Below are 17,067 nucleotides of genomic sequence, written 5' to 3'. Positions count from 1 at the left end.
CCTATTTTAGGGTAGAAGGGAACTCAAAAATGATAACGGTTTACTCATGAGATTGTAAATAGACGAGCGGCGACACATGGCACAGAATACTGAAGAATGCCGATAAAAACGGTAGAATTCTCCGTGTTAATTGCTGAAGGCACCAATGTACACATTTTTGTCTATTGGTCTCCTTAAGCAGAGATTTCAAAAGTAGTGTTGAGCGATGATCACTTTAAGTGAGAAAGCGACTTTTTGTTCACGGTTTGAAATATTAATCAATCAGACACATATGTCAGTAAGTCTGTTTATGCCTTGTTACAAACCTGGTTTTGATATAGCCAATCCATTCGGTTTTAAGGCATAAAAGACTGTTTTTTTATATCCTATTGCTATATGAACAATCATGGATGATATTGAGTACAGTGTGCTGCCAATTTGTCGGGGGACAAAATGAATACACAAGAAAGGAGACGGGTGGTGTTTGATTACACTACATTTCTTGGTGCGTCATGTAATAAGAAATGGACATTCCTCGAAGCCATGACGTCATTTGCACCGATTTTTGGTACGGTATGGAAAGACAGCATTAAAGAGTTATCAAGCCCAGAGGATCGCCTATGGGAAATGGCGTTGAAGTCGTTATCAACACGCCGTAGTGATGAAGCGAATTTAATTTCACTGGTGAGATTGGCGAAATTAGAGGGGATTGAAGAGCTAAAATTAGTAATGCCGTATGCGTTGGATTCTGAACAGATCCAATTGATTCAAAATAAAAGCCAATCTTTGATAAAAAATACAAAACCAGACGAATTTATTATCACCCTGTAAGGGGATAAACAGATAACGGGGCATATTTAATGTCCCGTTATTGTTTTGAGTACTAGTCAATCAAGCCATATTGAGAACGCAGGATCGTAATGATCTCTTGCTTTGGGTTTTGGCTTAATACGATCGGTTGGCCAACAATTTTCTCTGCAATCGCAAGATAGGTGTTGGAAATATCCATCAATGCAGCCAAAGGCAGCGCATTATCACGTGCAAGCGCTTCTCGCTCAGCCATCCGTTCTTTGTTGAGTAAAATATCTGGGTCAGGGAAGTAGTTGAGCAAGAATTGACGAAAACCTTCTTTCGAATTTTCCACAATACGTCCTTGCTGATAGGAAGCACTGTCCCAGATGCGAGAAGAGTCCGGCGTACCCACTTCATCCATATAAATGAGTTTCTCAACGCCGTTGGCATCGGTGACATAACCAAACTCAAACTTGGTATCGACGAAAATTTGCTCTACTTGGCAGAGTGCATGGCTAATGACGCTGAAGCCTTCTTTTAATAGCTTTTCGTACAAGGCAATATCTTCGACACGACTGAAGTTAAAAGCGGCAAAATTTTCTTCAATATTATGACGTGAGATATTGACATCATCGGCTTCTGGAACACCGGGGATGCCTTTTAAGATGCCTTTGGTTGATGGTGTAATGAGCAGTTCTGGCAGTTTTTTATCTTTCTGCAAGCTTTCTGGTAATTGAATACCACAAAAATCTCGTTCACCTTTTTCGTAAGCACGCCACATTGAACCAGTAATATACTGGCGACAAATCGCTTCAATTTTGATTGGCTTGGCTTTTTGCACAATCCATACAAAAGGATGGGGAATATCTAAAATATGGCTATCGGCTAACCCGTTCTCTTGAAATAGCTTAAACCAGTGGTTTGAAATCGCGTTCAATGCCGCGCCCTTACCCGGTACACCTTTGATGCCACCTTCGGCATGCCAGATACAATCAAAAGCGGAAATACGGTCACTGATTACCATAATGGCTAAAGGTGCATCAGGAGCAACGTTGTAACCTTTTTCTTTGATCAAACGCTGGCTATCTTCTGGAGTTAGCCAATAAACAGAGCGAACTTTGCCGCTATGAACAGGTTGGTGAGTGCGAATTGGGAGGTCGTCATTGACGGCAAGGATTTGATCAGCAAGGCTCATTTAGACATTCCTATCTTTTTCAAACGTCATACAGAGAAGATATCGCTTAGCTCAACGCTAGTAAGGATATCGATAAACTGTGCGCATCATACCAGAACTATTTTCTGCTGCCAGATAAAAAGCAAACGATTGCCTTTCGTTTGGAAAATTAAGCAGTGGTGAGTTGAATTCAGGAGAAAAGATGCAGTTCTGAGCCGATAAAGCGGCAAACATTGAGATAAAAGCGAAGTAATTAGAGGGGCGATGGCTCGCCAAAAGCCACACATGTGACTTTGGCGAGTAGCACTGAGGATTATTAGGTTTAGCTGAGTAAAATTAAAATAGTTCCTGTCAGTGTCATCAGTATATTGGCGATAGCGTAGGTGCCAGCATAACCCAATGCGGGAATGGTCGATTTTGCGTAGTCGTTAACGATATCCATCGCTGGTGCGCAGGTTCGTGCACCGATAATCGCACCAAATAGAAGCGCGCGGTTCATTTTCAAAATGTACGCACCAACCAAATAGGCAAAGACGACTGGCACCACGCTGACTAAAAATGCAAGGCCGATCACTTGTACGCCCACTTCTGAGAGGTGCTGGAACATTTTTCCGCCAGCACTTAAGCCAATGCCTACCATAAAGAACATCAAACCTAGGTCTTTCACCATATTTAATGCCCCTTGCGGTACATAGCCGAAAGTGGGGTGGTTGGCTCGTAAAAAACCAAGCATAATGCCAGAAAGCAGTAGCCCAACCGCGTTGCCTAAACCGAAGGAGACTTGTCCAAAGGTCATGGTGATCAAACCAAACAAAATGCCGAGAATAAAGAAGCTACAAAAGGCGAGTAAATCGGCCATTTGACTATGGATAGAGATGAAACCTATCTTATCAGCCAAGCCTTGAACACGGCTTTTTTCACCACTGACTTGCAGTACATCGCCTTTGGCAAGCACAATGTCTAAGTCCATTGGCATTTCAATTTGTGCGCGTATCACTCGGTTCAGGAAACAACCATATTCGGATAAATTCAGATCCGATAGGCGTTTACCGGCAATACTGTCACTTTTTACGACGATTTCCTCTTCAGAGATGCGTAAATCCAGTAGGTTGCGATCAAACACCTCTTTACCATTTCGAAAGCTAGGGTCTAGCCTTGCATGACTGTCAGGGAAGCCGACCAATGCAATTTCATCCCCTTCTTGCAAGATGGCGTCACCGTCAGGATGGGCAAGAATGCCATTACGTCGAATGCGTTCAATATAACAACCAGTCTGGCGATAAATACCAAGCTCACGTAAATTACGTCCATCAATCCAGTTGATCAGCTCTTGACCAACACGATAGGCACGGATGATGGGTAAATAGACTTTGCGTTGACCACTCCCCCCAAGCCCACGTTCTTGAGCAATCTGTTGAGCAGAATCAGAGAGGTTTTGTTTTTGCAGCTTAGGCAATAACTTGGCAAACATGATCATGCTGATAAGACCAATTAAATAAGCCATCGCATAACCGACCGAAACGTTATCCAAAATAAGGGATAAATCCATATTCCTTGGAAGCGTCGCTAAACCTGAGTTTAACGCATCTTGCGCACCAACTAACACGGGGGTGGAGGTTAATGCACCTGCCATCATACCAGCAGCTAAGCCAAAATCGAGGCCGAGATAATAACTGCCAAAATAGGTAATCCAAGTGGCGGTAATAAGCACCACTAAACTTAAGATGAGATAGTGTTTTCCATCACGGAAAAATATGCCAAAAAAGTTAGGGCCAGCTTCAATGCCGACACAATAGATGAACAGCATGAAACCTATGGTTAAGGCTTCAGCATTGAAGGAAAAACCAAGGTGCCCCATGATGAGTGATGTAATTAACACCCCAATAGAGTTGCCCAGTTGTAAGCTACCAAAACGAATTTTGCCAAAACCAAGGCCAATCGCTAAGACAACAAAAATAAGAAGAATAGGGTTCTGATCAAGCAAAAGTACGACATCGATATTCACGGCTCAACTCGTTATGTGTGCCAAGTGGGGTAGGTAAAGTGTGGGAATTGTATCTGAATATTGCAAAAAGATAAGTGAAATTTGTGACAATTGACATTTCATTGACCTAATTTGAGAGAAAGAGCCATTTATCTATAAATAGCAAAAACCCGCTAAAAATCAGCGGGTTTTTATGTTTCTTGGTTTTATTCGTCGAATAAGCCTAAATGCTCTTTCGCATAAGCTTCGAAATCAGTGCAACCACCGATGTGTTCTTGATCAATAAAGATTTGTGGCACAGTTTCAACTGGTTTACCCACTGTCTTTTCTAAATCAGCTTTGCTGATACCTTCTGCGTGAATATCGACATAACGGTAGTTAAAATCATCGCGTTTTAATTTCAATGTTTCAGCGTGTTCTTTTGCGCGAACACAGTAGGGGCAACCAGGGCGGCCAAAAATAACAACGAACATAGCTTTCTCCTTCATTCTTGTTGCATGCAACTATGCCCGATTCAAGGTCGGAAATAAAGTGGCATTCACCAGTTACTTCAATAGGTAAAAACTATTGCTTATTCCTTAATCAAAGCAAGCTTACCTCTCGATGGTGTTGGGAATAGATCAACAATGGCTTGGCTGTGACATGCCGCATAAACTTGTGTTTTTTATGTGGTTATTTGTTCCACATTGCACTGCATCAAAAATTTTTTTTAACGATAGGTGCACTCTAAACAGAGCTAATCTAGATGAGAGAAAAGGGAGTTATTCATGTTCCAGTTTATGACGGCGACGCGGATCATTTTTGGAGAAGGAGCGTTATTGAATTCACTTTCTGTTCTCAACCAATATGGTTATAGCGTACTGCTGGTTTCGGGAAAAGAACAACAACGAGCTTCCCCTATTGTTCAATACCTGAAAATGCAGAATATGCGCTATCAGCATGTAGCTATTGTTGGTGAACCTAATATTACCATGGTGGAGGAAACGGCCATTTTAGGCCGACGTTTTCAACCGGACATGGTCGTTGCTATTGGTGGCGGTAGTGTGATTGATATGGGCAAGGCACTCGCGGCAATCATTCCTAACCAAGGTAACGTTTATGATTATGTGGAAGTGGTTGGCCGAAATGTGCCGTTAAAGACAAAACCGCTGCCATTTATTGCTATTCCAACCACCGCCAGTACGGGATCCGAAGTCACGCGTAATGCTGTGTTGAAATCGGGACAAGACAAAGTAAAAGTAAGCTTGCGCAGCCCAGATATGCTGGCAGATGTTGCGATTGTTGACCCCACGTTGACCTATGGTACCGACAGTTACACATCTGGCAGAGGCGCAATGGATGCTTTTACGCATTTAATGGAAGCCTATGTGTGTGGTGAACCCAATCCACTCACCGATATGGTGTGTGAAGAGGGGCTGCGCAAACTCAGTCGTTCTATATTGCCAGCGTGCCGAAAAGATGATCATAAAGCGCGAGCGGATCTCTCTTTTGCAGCAATGCTTGGAGGAATGGCGATTACCAATGCAAAACTTGGCGCGGCACATGGCTTGGCATCGGCATTGGGAGGGAAACTTGATGCTCCACACAGCGTGATCACGGCGCGTTTGGCCCCTCATGTTATGCGAGAAAACATTCGAGCAGCGCAAAAAGCAGGGCGAAATGATGTACTTATACGTTATAAAAAAATCGCTCAAATCGTGACTGGCAGAACAAATGTTCACGTTGAAGATGGCGTGCTGTGGGTGAAAATGATGTTAGATAAGTTGCAACTGCCTAAACTCAACCAGTTTGGTGTGTGCAATACGTCGTTTGAGCGCGTGGCGTTAGATGCTTTAAAGTCGGTCGCGATTAAAGGTAACCCTTTGCCTTTAACACAAGAAAGGTTAATCCATATATTAAATCAAGTTTGCGAGTGCCAAGGTGAGTGTGAGGAGTGGCAACCGAATTCATCCAATCAGGTAGAAATTAGGCATGATCCAGTCGCGCCTGAAAGTAGCAAGCAAAGTTGATAAAAAAACGGAGCAATTGAGCTCCGTTCTAACGATTATTTTAGGATCGCGATTATCTTAGAACTGTGACAGCTTATCGTAGCGCGAGTCTTTTAGTACATCCTTGACGCGTTTAAGATTTTCACGAAAACCAGAGCCACGGCGCAGGGTGAACCCAGTAGCCAGTACATCAATTACCGTCATTTGCACCACACGGCTTGCCATGGGCATATAGACGTCAGTATCTTCAGGTACGTCAAGAGAGATCGACAACGAGCTTGCTTTGTCCAGCGGTGAATCTTTTGCCGTAATTGCAATGACAGTCGCACCATTTTCGCGCGCAAGATTGGCGATTTCCACTTGGCTTTTAGTACGACCTGTATGCGAAATCAAAACAATTACGTCATTATCGGTACAGTTGATACAACTCATGCGTTGCATCACGATATCTTCAAAACAAGTGATTGGAATGTTAAAGCGAATAAATTTGTTTTGGGCATCTTTTGCTACAGCAGAAGAGGCTCCTAAACCGAAGAAAGAGATCCGTTTTGCTTGTGTGAGTAAGTCAACTGCACGGTTAATTTGCATTGGATCCAAGCTGTTTTTAGCCACATCCAAACACGCCATAGTCGATTCGAAAATCTTATGGGTGTAGGCGTCTGGGCCATCATCTTCTTCAACATTTCGGTTTACATACGGAGTTCCGTTAGCAAGGCTTTGCGCTAAATGAAGCTTAAAGTCGGGAAAGCCTTTGGTGTCGAGTCGTCGACAAAAGCGGTTTACCGTTGGTTCACTGACATCGGCCATTTTGGCGAGCGTCGCAATACTTGAGTGAATCGCGGTTTGGGGCGAAGCCATAATTACTTCGGCGACTTTACGTTCCGACTTGCTAAAGTTTTCCAGATTTTTTTGAATTTTTTCTAATGTATTCATAGTGTTCACGCGGGCGAAGAGAACAACTCGTTGGTTTTACCCGGTCGCCCTTTGGGGGGATTGGAAATAACACATTTCCAAAAAGGTAAGTTAAACCAACGCCATGCAATGAGTATAAACCTAGGATGTAGATTTCCGTAACAATTCAAGTTAACAATTGATGAGAACATGACAAGCCTCAAACAAAATTTCATGAAAACTACAGAATTTAGATTTAAATCGATGATTAATGGAAATTTCCAGCTCATTAATGATGTATTAGTTACAGCAAAAAGAAATAAATTTTCAATTCGCTGTAACTTACAGGGATTCTAGCTGATGATTCTTTGAGCAAGCAGCTCAATTTTGGCCATCAAATTAGGGGCTAGCGTGGCAATATGTCGCTGCTCATCTAATATCGAGTGCAAGATAGCATGTGTTGTTAGCGGGTTGGCTAGTACCACGCGGAATACGATGGTATCAAGCTTGTCCCAGCGTTCTGGGTTTAAACGGGTTCGAGAGACAAATGAACGCCCCGTTTCCCTTTGTTTTTTCTGCACAAACTGGGTGATTTCATTTAGCAACGCGTTCAGTTCTGCTTTTTGATTGGGCAAGGCTTGTTGCAGTGCTTGGCGAACAAAAGCAGGAATATAACGATAGGTTAAAAGACACAGTTCGGGTTCAGAAATCAGCTCAAAGTCGTCTTGTTCTTTAATTAGATCGGCGAAATAGCGAGCTTTAGCTAGGCTTTGGTCAATCAATAATTCGTAGCCAGGGCGACTAATAATGTGCATGCTAGCGTACACCAACATGGCCATACCTGAACGAGAACCTTCTAACGTATGGCTGCCTAGATCTTTTGAACCTTTCCGCAAAATATACTGCGCATGGTGCTCAATTGAATGCATAGCATCAGGCTTTTTGAATAGTACCATGCCTGCACCCATAGGGATGTAGAGCTGTTTATGTGCATCAATCGTGACGGAGTCAGCCAACTCAATACCATTGAGTAAGTGTCGGTGATTATTCGACATTAATGTTGCACCGCCCCAAGCGGCGTCTACGTGAAAATGACAACCTTCTTGCTGGCAAATATTGGCGATATCTCTTAAGGGATCAATGTTGCCCGTTTCTGTCGTTCCGGCGACGCCAACAACCGCAAAAGGTTTAATTTTCTGGCTTTTTAGGTGTGCCATTTTGGCTTTCAAATCTTGTGGGCATAAGCGGTTGTTGTGGTCGGTTTTTACACAAACCAAGCCTTCTTGGCCGATACCCAATACGTCAGCGGCTTTCTTTAAAGAGTAATGGCCACGATCAGACACTAAAATGGCTAACCCGTGGTAACCATAATGACGCATGGCTTTAAACAGCCCCTCTTTTTCGACGCCTTGGAAATCACCATCGGCTTTCAAAGTATTATTACGAGCCACCCACAATGCCGTGATATTGGCAATTGTTCCACCAGAGCAAAATGCACCGAGCGAATGATTAGCGCTATGCATCCATTGGCTGTAAAAAGCGTCGTTTTTTTGATAGATCAAACGATGCAACATACCCAAAACCTGCCGTTCTAGCGGTGTAAACGCTTTTGACGTTTCAATTTTGACTAAGTTTTGATTCAGCGCAATCATGATCTTTGATAACGGCATCAAGAAATATGGCAGTGCAGATGTCATATGACCAATAAAGCTAGGAGCCGAGGTATGCACTGAATGAGCGACTAAATTATCCAACAAATGCTGAGTATGTTCTGAAACGAACTCCGGTGACTCTGGAATTTGCGGATTAGAGAAATCTTTTTCGATCTCTTTGAGTGGTTTTTCTTCAGCGACAATATGTTCACGCAAGAAGAGGTTCAAATTGCGCGATAGCTCTTGGTCTATTTTTGTCAGTGTTGAATCGGGGCCTTCGGGCACAGTGAAGATCCGTAACAAGCTCTCGAAACTCACATTTGCAGTTTTTTGTTCTGATACCATACAGCTTCGTTATTTTGATTTTATGGAATGCGAGCGGCACAATCTAAACGAAAACGGGACAGTTGTCCCGTCTTAATTCGGCTAGAGTAGAGGCGGCGACTAGTTACAGACTTTCTTTTCGATCAAGGCGATGGCATCGTTATATTTATTCAACGCAGCTTCGATCTGCTTCGGATGACTGAGCAATTCGGCTAAAGCTGAACGTAATTCATAGTTTTTTTCGTTAGGCTTTGCTTGGCGATCTTCATAGGTGATTTTAGCAATGTGGCCAAGATCATCACCGCGAGAGGCTAATACTTTAATGTCGTGCTGTTCTAGTTTTAGCCAAGCTTCTACAGGTTGCGAGGTGGCGACTTTAGAAGGATCGTTGCTTAGGTAATAGTGGACTGCCGCACGGCTTAATTCAAAGTGATGCTGGCGTCCTTGCAGAAACCATTGGCTGACTTCAGTAAGTTCAGGATATTGCGCGGTCGTTAAGTCTGCGAGATCACTATACCAATGGAGAGACGCGTCGACATAAGCGTCATATTTTTCGGATAAGCATTGGTTATCAGCAGCGAGAGCAACATTCGCTGAAGTTGAGAGCAGTAGGGCAACGATAACACGTTTCATAAATCTTCCTTTGGGCTTTGTTATTGTATGGGAGTTTTCTACTCCCTATTGTTAGTTTAAATGAAGGCTAAAGTGATTCCTGAGATCTAGCCTGCAAGTGATACAAAGAACAGCATAAGAATAGGCACCAGTAGGCTGAGAATAAACCCACTGACAATTGCGATCGGTACGCAACGAACCCCGCCAGTTGTCTGGATCACGGGCAAGGTGAAATCCATCGCGGTTGCCCCAGCATAGCCGATGGCAGAGCAAGGTTTGGTTCGGATTAGCATGGGGATCATCACTAAAGCAACCAGTTCTCTAAGTAGCTCTATCATGAAAGAGGCACCACCATAGACTGGGCCGAAAGCATCACCCATTAAAATCCCGGCAAGTGAATACCATCCAAAACCGGAAGCCATGGCTAGTCCTCGATAAATTGGGATATCAAGAATCATGGCCGCAATGATCCCCCCAACCCAAGAGGTCAATATAATGACTAATGCGATGACCATTCCGTATTTATTGAGCAAAATTTGTCGTAGAGTTAAACCACTATTTCTCAACTGAATACCAATAAAGAAAAGTAATACGAACAAGATCCATTCACTGGCGGTGCTCACCCAACTTAAATCGAATCCTAATACAATCCCAAGCGCTAATCCTCCACCGACAACCACAATCAGCTTTACGGATTCTAACGCCATGCTAGATAGTGGCAGTTTTGAATGGTTCGCATCGGTTTTTATGGGTAGAAATTTGTCAATAAAAGGCAAGACCAACAAGTTGCAAGCACCGATCATCAAGAAAAATACGGTGGTAAATTTGAGTATCAACTGTAGGTTACTGCCCAAGTTATCGAGGGCTGCCAAGCTTAAACCCATCAGAAACAGAATGACGTAAACTAACCAAGACGTGGCTTTATTTAATGCTGCTAGCCACTGTTGATTGGCAATAGAAAATAGATACCCCACTATTAGTGGGGCAAAAATAAATAACATCCCTGAGAACATCTCATCCTCTGATTATTTTGGGTTTAGAAGCCGCTTGCGTTGATCACATCATTGAGTTTTGATTTGAATTCAAGCTCACTAAGGTTACTTAAGTTGTATAGCACCTCAGCTCCGGTCGCATTTATTTCGACGTCATGCTCTTCAATCTCTTCATCTTGACGACGAAACAGTAAAAGATGGTGAGCAATACGTGCCACATCAAGGTAACTGACTTCGTGAGAAGATGCGACTAAAGATTGATTTCCTGCTACTTCAAGGAAATCTGAGTCGAATCCCCAACTTCTTAACACAAGCTGACTGGTTTTTGAACATCGCGACTGAAAAATCTGTAGGGCGATGTCTTGATCGAGATAGTTGCCTTTCTCAAGATATAAATGATATTCGTGTACCAGACAAAACAAGCCAATATCCGCAAGTAGACCGACAAGTAAGGCTTTTTCCTGCTCTAAATGTTGATATCGGCTTGGTTCTAGTTGTTTAAATGCGTGAGTTACCATCACCATGGTTGCGCCAAGCTCTCGTGATATGGCGGCGCTATTAACCAATATTTTATTGCATTCTTTGCTTAAGTTTACAGAGTGCTTTAACTGCTCAATCGCTTGGGCTGTTACAATGTCGCGTACTCGTAGTATGCCTAAGCGTGATACAGCCGTGACTAAATCCGTACAGGTAATATTTCGACGATTAAAGACAACAGAGTTTGCTACGCGTACTACAATTGCAGTCAGTCCGGGATCTTCAAGTAGACAATCGGCGACATCTGAAATTGCAGTAGATTCTAATGTGCATAAGCGCTGTATTTTTAGAACAACATCAGGAATAGGAGGAAGTGAAATTTTTCCTGTGCTGAGTGAGTGTTCAACCAATTGAGAAAATTCACTTTCTAACCCTTGGATGAGCATTTGATGATGATCTGGAAGCCAGTAAAAAGATAGATGATTCATAAATTTGTGCTCAATCTGTACTGAAGGCATTTTACCGTCTGCTAACCCAAATAAGCAATCAATTCACCATTAATCGCATTAATTTGTTTTATTGATACATTAGCCTTAATACGTTAATGAAAGGAATGTGTGTCAAAGAAATTTATTCATAAACACAATGATGTGATTTTCATCTCATAACTCTGCGCAGATATGTTTATTGATGTGATGTATGCCCAGACTTATTTTGTATCGTTAACTATGATAGTACCCATATTAAGCAAGCTAATACTAAACTACTACAAGCTTGTTACTAACTTACTCTTTTTATTCGCAAAAATACGCTGCTATCTGGTGATCACTATTAATCGGGGAACTTGATTAAGGATCAATGGATATGATTGAGCATGCATTTTTCAATTACGTTATTAAATTTGGCGCATTTCAAAAGCGTTCAATGTTTGGTGGTGTTGGGCTTTTCCAAAAAGAAGCGATGTATTCACTGATTAGTGAAGAGTCTGTTTTTATTCGTGGAGGTGAAGAGCTCGATGATGCACTCACAAAATTAGGCTGCGAAAAATACAAACACGTTAAAAAGCAGACCACAGCAACCGTTAATTATTATGATATTACTGAGCTTTTTGTGAGCAATCATGAGAGCCTAGATACGATTATTGAACGTTCCATCCGCTATTCTGTTGAGCAACGTAGCTTTCAAAAATCCTCTGCAAGTCGTCGACTACGTGATTTGCCAAACATGCAGTTAACGTTAGAGCGTATGGTTAAAAAAGCGGGCATCAATGATGTGGAAACGTTCATGCGCTTAGGTGCTCCTACGATATTTTCTAAAGTGAGAAAAACGTACGGTAGTGACGTCGATGTAAAACTACTGTGGAAGTTTGCTGGTGCGATCGAAGGTATTCATTGGAAATTGCTGCAAGAGCCTCGCAAGCGTCAATTATTAGAAAGCTGCTCATTACGCTGACAGTTTTGTAGCACAGTTATCAAATAAATAGTTATCAAATAAAAAGCCGAGTCTTACGTCTCGGCTTTTTATTGTATTTAGCTTACACCTAGAACTTAAAACGAGTCGTAAACATCAGTTGATCGCCGTAAGCATCATTGATGCGAGCCTCGGCACCGAGAGAGAAAAGTTCTGTAGAATGAAAACGGGCATAAACAGACGCAATCCAGTCATCATTGTCATCAATAGAAACAAAGCCACCTTTGCCACCAACTTCCAACTGTGGTCCAAGCCATTGGCGTACGCCAAGGTTTAATTCCATTCCTGTATCGGCGCTTTTATTATCGCGGGTATCTACGACGCGTAATAGCATTTCACCCGTGAAGTCAGCCCAGTTGTTAATAGGAGCATGAAAGCCAAAACCTGCAGCTGCGTCAAAATCACCTTCAAACTCAGAGTCTATACGACCGATAACATGTGCATTTGGGTGAATTGATTTGCTCATCGCAGCACCAAAGGTGACTGGACTTGCTCCAATACGAGCTTCGATATAGTCATAACTAAAATTGCTCATGACGGATGGGCTATTTCGGTCTATTTCTGCCAGTGTTTGGCCTGAGGCTAGCAGCAAAGCGGCTGCAATGATTGTTTTACGCATAGTCACTATAAACCTATATTTTTAGTTTATTTCCATGGTCAGTCGCGGAATAGCCGCGGTGACATTAAAGAATTTAGACATCATAGTGCATAGATTGACATTGTCGCCATTAAAAAGTGTCATTCTTTTGTTGTCTTCGCAAAAAATAAGCAAAGAGAGTGCCATTTCTTCGTTAGGATATTTTATTCACCAAAACTGATGCGGTTTTGTGCGATCGCATTGAAGATTTTCTCGGCATCCAAGACTCTGGCCCAAGGCATTAAATCTGATTCGTTTTCAATCATATATTGTGTTAATTGATCTTTGATAACATCGCGAAGTTTGTTCCCATCCCAAGGTTTGGCTACATAAAAATGTAGGCTGGCATGATTCACCGCTTCTACGGTGTCTTCTAGCCCTGCTTGGCCTGTTAGTAGCACTTTGCGTGTATGTTGCGTCTCTTCATTGCGGCTTAATTCAATTAAGAAACTAATACCTGTTTGTTCGGGCATAATGTGATCGCACAAAATTAAAGCCAGCTTGATATTTTGAGCTTGGTGATCGGCAATCACTTCTTTTGCCTCTGCAACAGATTCTGCGGCTTCTAAGATAAAAAACTCTTCAAATTCGTCGAGGTCTTGTATGACGCTGTCCAATACTTCACGTTCATCGTCCACGCATAAGATCAAAAATTTGTTCATGATATTCTCCTTAATCATCAGCACGACAAGTTATCGACTAACTGGCAGCCATACCGTCATTGTCGTGTATTTATTCTGTTCAGATTGAACATCGATCCAACCTTGATGCTGGTGGACTATTTGTTGGCAGACAGAAAGCCCAATACCGAGTCCAAAGTTACCTTCTTTTTTCGTCGTGTAATTTAATGTGAAGATACGCTCTTTCTGCTCGTACGGGATCCCACAACCATTATCCGTGAAACTGATGGTCACAAAAGATTGATTACCCTGTTTTGCTAATGTGGTTGCAATGTGCAGTACGCCATTGGCTGGGAAGGCATCAATAGCGTTGGAAATGAGGTTTGTCCATACTTGTTGTAATGCAATCGGCTGACAGGTAATCAAAGGTAAGTCGGCATACTCTTTTTCGACTTTGTGGCGCTTAAGACGATTTTCGAAAATAACCAGAGTGTCTTCAATACCTTCATGAATATTGACCTTGTGCAGCGCTTCATCATCAGGGCGAGCATACCCTTTAAGGCTTCGTACCATATCGGCGATGCGTTGTGCACAAACATTGATAGAACGAAGTGTACTACCTGTTAGGAAATAGTTTTCTAATTGTTCCAGTGTTTCTAACGTTTTCTCAGGATCGTGCTTAGCCGATTGTCGGAGCGCAAGATCATCATCTAGATTGAGTTTGACCAATTTTTTCGCGATCAAACGATGATGAATTTCATTTTCTATGGCTTTAGCGCGTGCCCGCTCTTCTGATGTAGAAGTAGGTTTGGCTGAAAGTGCATTCCTTAATAGTTGGCTGCCTTTATGTTGCAGGTTTTTATGTTCAGTCTCTTGGACTAGGTGCTCAATCTTGTCTGACAATGTTTCGGTTCCACGTAAAATTGCGGCGACAGGATTGTTTAGTTCATGAGCGACGCCTGCAACAAGCTGACCGAGCATGGCCATTTTTTCCCGCTCGATTAATTGCTGATGAGCTGACTCAAGTGATTCGAGCGTTTTTTGTAGTTGCAATTTAGTGTTAATACTGCGTTGTAAGCGGCGGTTAAAATGGCGGAGCAGCAAGTTAGTAAATAGGGGCAATAGCCGAGTATCCGAATGCATGACTTTTGCAAACACATCTCGGTCTAGTTTAATCACATCGGTTTTAGTCAGGGTGACGGCAGTAGAAAAAGATTTCTCACCAGTCACAAAAGACATACCACCGACAATGTTGCCTTTTTTGTGGCGAACCACTTCTCTTTGTTGCCCTAAATCATCTTTTTTATACAGGGCCACTTCACCTTCAGTGATGAACCAAAGAAAGCGGTTCTCTTCTCCCTCTTTGGTAAGAAAGTGATTAGTGGAGTAGGTTCGGCAGGCGCGAGTTTCATCTTCATTTTCAAAAAATTGGTGTAAAGCACCAATTACTTGTTCAGCCAGTTCTGTATCAGAAAGCTTGTGGTAATCGGAGATAAAACCATCTCGATAACTGCGCATTTTATTATCGATGTGCGCGCGTAAGATGCGCTGTTGATCAAGTATTGTGCTGTAGTTGAGAATGTTGTCTTTATCGTGATCTAAGATGTAGGTCGTGAGCTCTTTTTGGACGGTTTTATAGAGCACGTTATTTTGTAGTGGCTTAGTGAGGCAGTGATCTAATCGCCCCTCATTGACGGCGGTGAGAATGGCTTGAATATCTTGTCCGCAGCTTATCAGCACTTTCCGCGCTGAACGCGTGTGGGTTGATTTATCGAGTTGAGTCAAAAAATCCGCACCATCAAACTGCTCATGGTGACTGGCAATGACCAATGCAATCGTTTGTTGCTGTTCGTGCAAATATTCTAGGGCTTGCTCAGCTTCATCTATGGTGTCCGCTGTATGAAGATCAAATTTAGTGGCGAACGGAGCTAACTCAGCTCGCAACTGTTCTGTGCTGATTGGGTTATTGTCTAAACAAAGTAGTGCGTAATGGTTCACACAAGCCTCTACTGTCATCGCTGTTTTGACTACTGTAGCAAGTATTACGCAGTGGGTTTGAGAGCTAGGTTTTAGAATTTCTCATCACATCTTAGCAATACTCTGACCTAACTCCATGTTTTGGTTTTCAATTGTTTACGGTAGACTGGGTAAAATCTTCAGGAATGGAACGCTATGAAACAGTTAAAAATCATTGGTGCGGTTGGTGGTGCTATCGTCTTAGCAGCATGTTGGCCGTTGGCTGTCGGGCAAATCGGTGAAAAGGTGATCACTAACGGTATTGCAAATATCTCTTCACGTTCAATCGAGGCGGATATTGTCAGTTATAAGCGCGGTTACCTTTCATCAACCGTGCAAACCCGCTATCAGATTGCAGATAAAACGCTCAAACAACAGTTTGTTGCCGATGGTTTACCGACCCAAGTTTTAGTCAATAGCGAGGTTAAGCATGGCCTGTTGAGTTTAACAGCAACATCCGTTATTGCTGATCAAGAAAATCTACCATTGACGATGACCAGTATCACGCAGTTGAATGGCAATACTCAATACACTGTGGCGCTAGACAGTTGGCACTACCAAAGTGAAGATGGCGAGATGACGTTCTCGACAACGCCCGCCACATTGAAAGGTGATATTTCGGTGCTAGGTGAAATCACTTATCAACTGAATGTTCCTTCTGTTGAGTTGGATTTTACCAGTGGTGAAAAAATGATGCTTTCACAGCTAACTGGTCAAGGTATAGGTAAACAAGATAAAGGCTTCTGGCTAGGACAACAGTCATTGGCGTTAGCAAAAATTAATCTTGTCGATGGCCTAGGTGAAAATACGCTGAGTATGGACAACATGCGTTATTCCTTTGATTCGGTATTAAAAGGAGAGCCTTCTCGTTTTGATAGTAATCACTTGATTGAGATGGATAAATTAACTTATAGCGAAGGCGAGGTGAAGGACCTCAATCTTGATTTTACCTTGGGTGATTTAGATGGTGACGCTTTTGAGAAGCTCTCAACGCTTTACCAAAACAGCCCAGAACTTTCTGATGAGGACATTCAGCAAGCACTACCTTATGTGCAATCATTATTCGAGAAAGGTTTTTATCTATCGATGAATAAAATGGCGCTAAAAGTTGGCCAAGGTGAGTTTGAATCAAACTGGAAGATAGCGGTTCCTGAAGGGACAAATAATGTGGTGCAAGATCCGAGTACCATTTTACCAGCCTTAACCGGCCACATTGATACCTTCATTTCTAACCAGCTGGTTGAAGATTTTCCTTTTATCCAGCAGGGTATTGATGAGCTTGTTGTGATGGAAATTATGCAGCAAACCGATCAAGGATATCGACTCCAAGCTGAACTGAAACAGGGCAACTTGGAATTTGAAAATGGCAATCAAATGCCGCTATTGACACTATTACTTCCGGCATTGATGCGATAGCGAACGGCGCTCAAGCAAACGATTTCGCGAGTTTTAGCAATCA

15 protein-coding genes are annotated in these 17,067 nt (G+C 42.5%); 4 read left to right on the top strand and 11 right to left on the bottom strand.

Translation table 11 applies throughout. The annotated features are described in order from the left end of the window. The first annotated feature begins 432 nt into the window (after positions 1–432). Positions 433–810, top strand: a complete 378-nt coding sequence (locus AACT18_RS07235; protein WP_026028577.1) for a hypothetical protein — start codon at positions 433–435, stop codon at positions 808–810. A gap of 52 nt (positions 811–862) precedes the next feature. Here the strand turns inward: AACT18_RS07235 and AACT18_RS07230 are convergent, their stop codons facing one another. The 3 genes from AACT18_RS07230 to AACT18_RS07220 all read right to left on the bottom strand — a co-directional run bounded on the left by AACT18_RS07230 (position 863) and on the right by AACT18_RS07220 (position 4,402). Continuing rightward, entirely contained in the window at positions 863–1,966 is a 1,104-nt protein-coding gene (locus AACT18_RS07230) for a phosphoribosylaminoimidazolesuccinocarboxamide synthase (protein ID WP_017044633.1), read from the bottom strand. Between the two features lie 301 nt (positions 1,967–2,267). Continuing rightward, entirely contained in the window at positions 2,268–3,950 is a 1,683-nt protein-coding gene (locus AACT18_RS07225) for an aspartate:alanine antiporter (protein ID WP_017042033.1), read from the bottom strand. Positions 3,951–4,135: 185 nt separating this feature from the next. Then, the gene (locus tag AACT18_RS07220) at positions 4,136–4,402 is read right to left on the bottom strand and encodes a GrxA family glutaredoxin (RefSeq protein ID WP_010320195.1); all 267 of its coding nucleotides are present in this window, start codon (positions 4,400–4,402) and stop codon (positions 4,136–4,138) included. A 294-nt stretch (positions 4,403–4,696) separates the two neighbouring features. Here AACT18_RS07220 and AACT18_RS07215 point away from each other — a divergent pair, with 294 nt between their 5' ends. Next, positions 4,697–5,938, top strand: a complete 1,242-nt coding sequence (locus tag AACT18_RS07215) for an iron-containing alcohol dehydrogenase (protein WP_094125756.1) — start codon at positions 4,697–4,699, stop codon at positions 5,936–5,938. 57 nt (positions 5,939–5,995) lie between these two features. On the opposite strand, the gene AACT18_RS07210 is transcribed toward AACT18_RS07215, so the two are convergent. From AACT18_RS07210 to AACT18_RS07190, 5 genes are all read right to left on the bottom strand, one after another. Further along, a complete protein-coding gene (locus AACT18_RS07210) occupies positions 5,996–6,850 on the bottom strand; it encodes a MurR/RpiR family transcriptional regulator (RefSeq protein WP_010320194.1) in 855 nt (284 codons plus the stop codon). 311 nt (positions 6,851–7,161) lie between these two features. Continuing rightward, on the bottom strand, positions 7,162–8,805 hold the full coding sequence (panP, locus tag AACT18_RS07205; protein WP_094125237.1) for a pyridoxal-dependent aspartate 1-decarboxylase PanP: 1,644 nt from the start codon (positions 8,803–8,805) through the stop codon (positions 7,162–7,164). A 99-nt stretch (positions 8,806–8,904) separates the two neighbouring features. Next, the gene (locus tag AACT18_RS07200) at positions 8,905–9,417 is read right to left on the bottom strand and encodes a hypothetical protein (protein WP_094125238.1); all 513 of its coding nucleotides are present in this window, start codon (positions 9,415–9,417) and stop codon (positions 8,905–8,907) included. Between the two features lie 86 nt (positions 9,418–9,503). After that, on the bottom strand, positions 9,504–10,409 hold the full coding sequence (locus AACT18_RS07195) for a lysine exporter LysO family protein (protein ID WP_094125239.1): 906 nt from the start codon (positions 10,407–10,409) through the stop codon (positions 9,504–9,506). Positions 10,410–10,432: 23 nt separating this feature from the next. Next, positions 10,433–11,353 carry an HDOD domain-containing protein gene (locus AACT18_RS07190; RefSeq protein WP_176428291.1) on the bottom strand — a complete coding sequence of 307 codons (921 nt, stop codon included), beginning with the start codon at positions 11,351–11,353 and terminating at the stop codon, positions 10,433–10,435. 370 nt (positions 11,354–11,723) lie between these two features. Between AACT18_RS07190 and AACT18_RS07185 the strand changes: the two genes are divergently transcribed. Further along, positions 11,724–12,317 (top strand): TfoX/Sxy family DNA transformation protein, encoded by a 594-nt coding sequence (locus AACT18_RS07185; protein ID WP_013857112.1) that lies wholly within the window; start codon positions 11,724–11,726, stop codon positions 12,315–12,317. An 88-nt stretch (positions 12,318–12,405) separates the two neighbouring features. On the opposite strand, the gene AACT18_RS07180 is transcribed toward AACT18_RS07185, so the two are convergent. The 3 genes from AACT18_RS07180 to AACT18_RS07170 form a co-directional block, all read right to left on the bottom strand. Beyond that, positions 12,406–12,954, bottom strand: coding sequence for a hypothetical protein (locus tag AACT18_RS07180; protein WP_026027603.1), 549 nt, complete (start codon positions 12,952–12,954; stop codon positions 12,406–12,408). 182 nt (positions 12,955–13,136) lie between these two features. Next, positions 13,137–13,634 (bottom strand): response regulator, encoded by a 498-nt coding sequence (locus AACT18_RS07175; protein ID WP_026028033.1) that lies wholly within the window; start codon positions 13,632–13,634, stop codon positions 13,137–13,139. Between the two features lie 30 nt (positions 13,635–13,664). Beyond that, the gene (locus tag AACT18_RS07170; protein ID WP_176428290.1) at positions 13,665–15,590 is read right to left on the bottom strand and encodes an ATP-binding protein; all 1,926 of its coding nucleotides are present in this window, start codon (positions 15,588–15,590) and stop codon (positions 13,665–13,667) included. 174 nt (positions 15,591–15,764) lie between these two features. Between AACT18_RS07170 and AACT18_RS07165 the strand changes: the two genes are divergently transcribed. Continuing rightward, positions 15,765–17,024, top strand: coding sequence for a DUF945 family protein (locus tag AACT18_RS07165; RefSeq protein ID WP_094124849.1), 1,260 nt, complete (start codon positions 15,765–15,767; stop codon positions 17,022–17,024). The last annotated feature ends 43 nt before the right edge of the window (positions 17,025–17,067 follow it).

It is taken from the genome of Vibrio sp. V04_P4A5T148 (assembly GCF_963875605.1).
GTDB lineage: Bacteria > Pseudomonadota > Gammaproteobacteria > Enterobacterales > Vibrionaceae > Vibrio > Vibrio anguillarum.
Note: the sequence above shows the minus strand (reverse complement) of the source record. Positions and strands in the feature narration are given on the sequence as shown.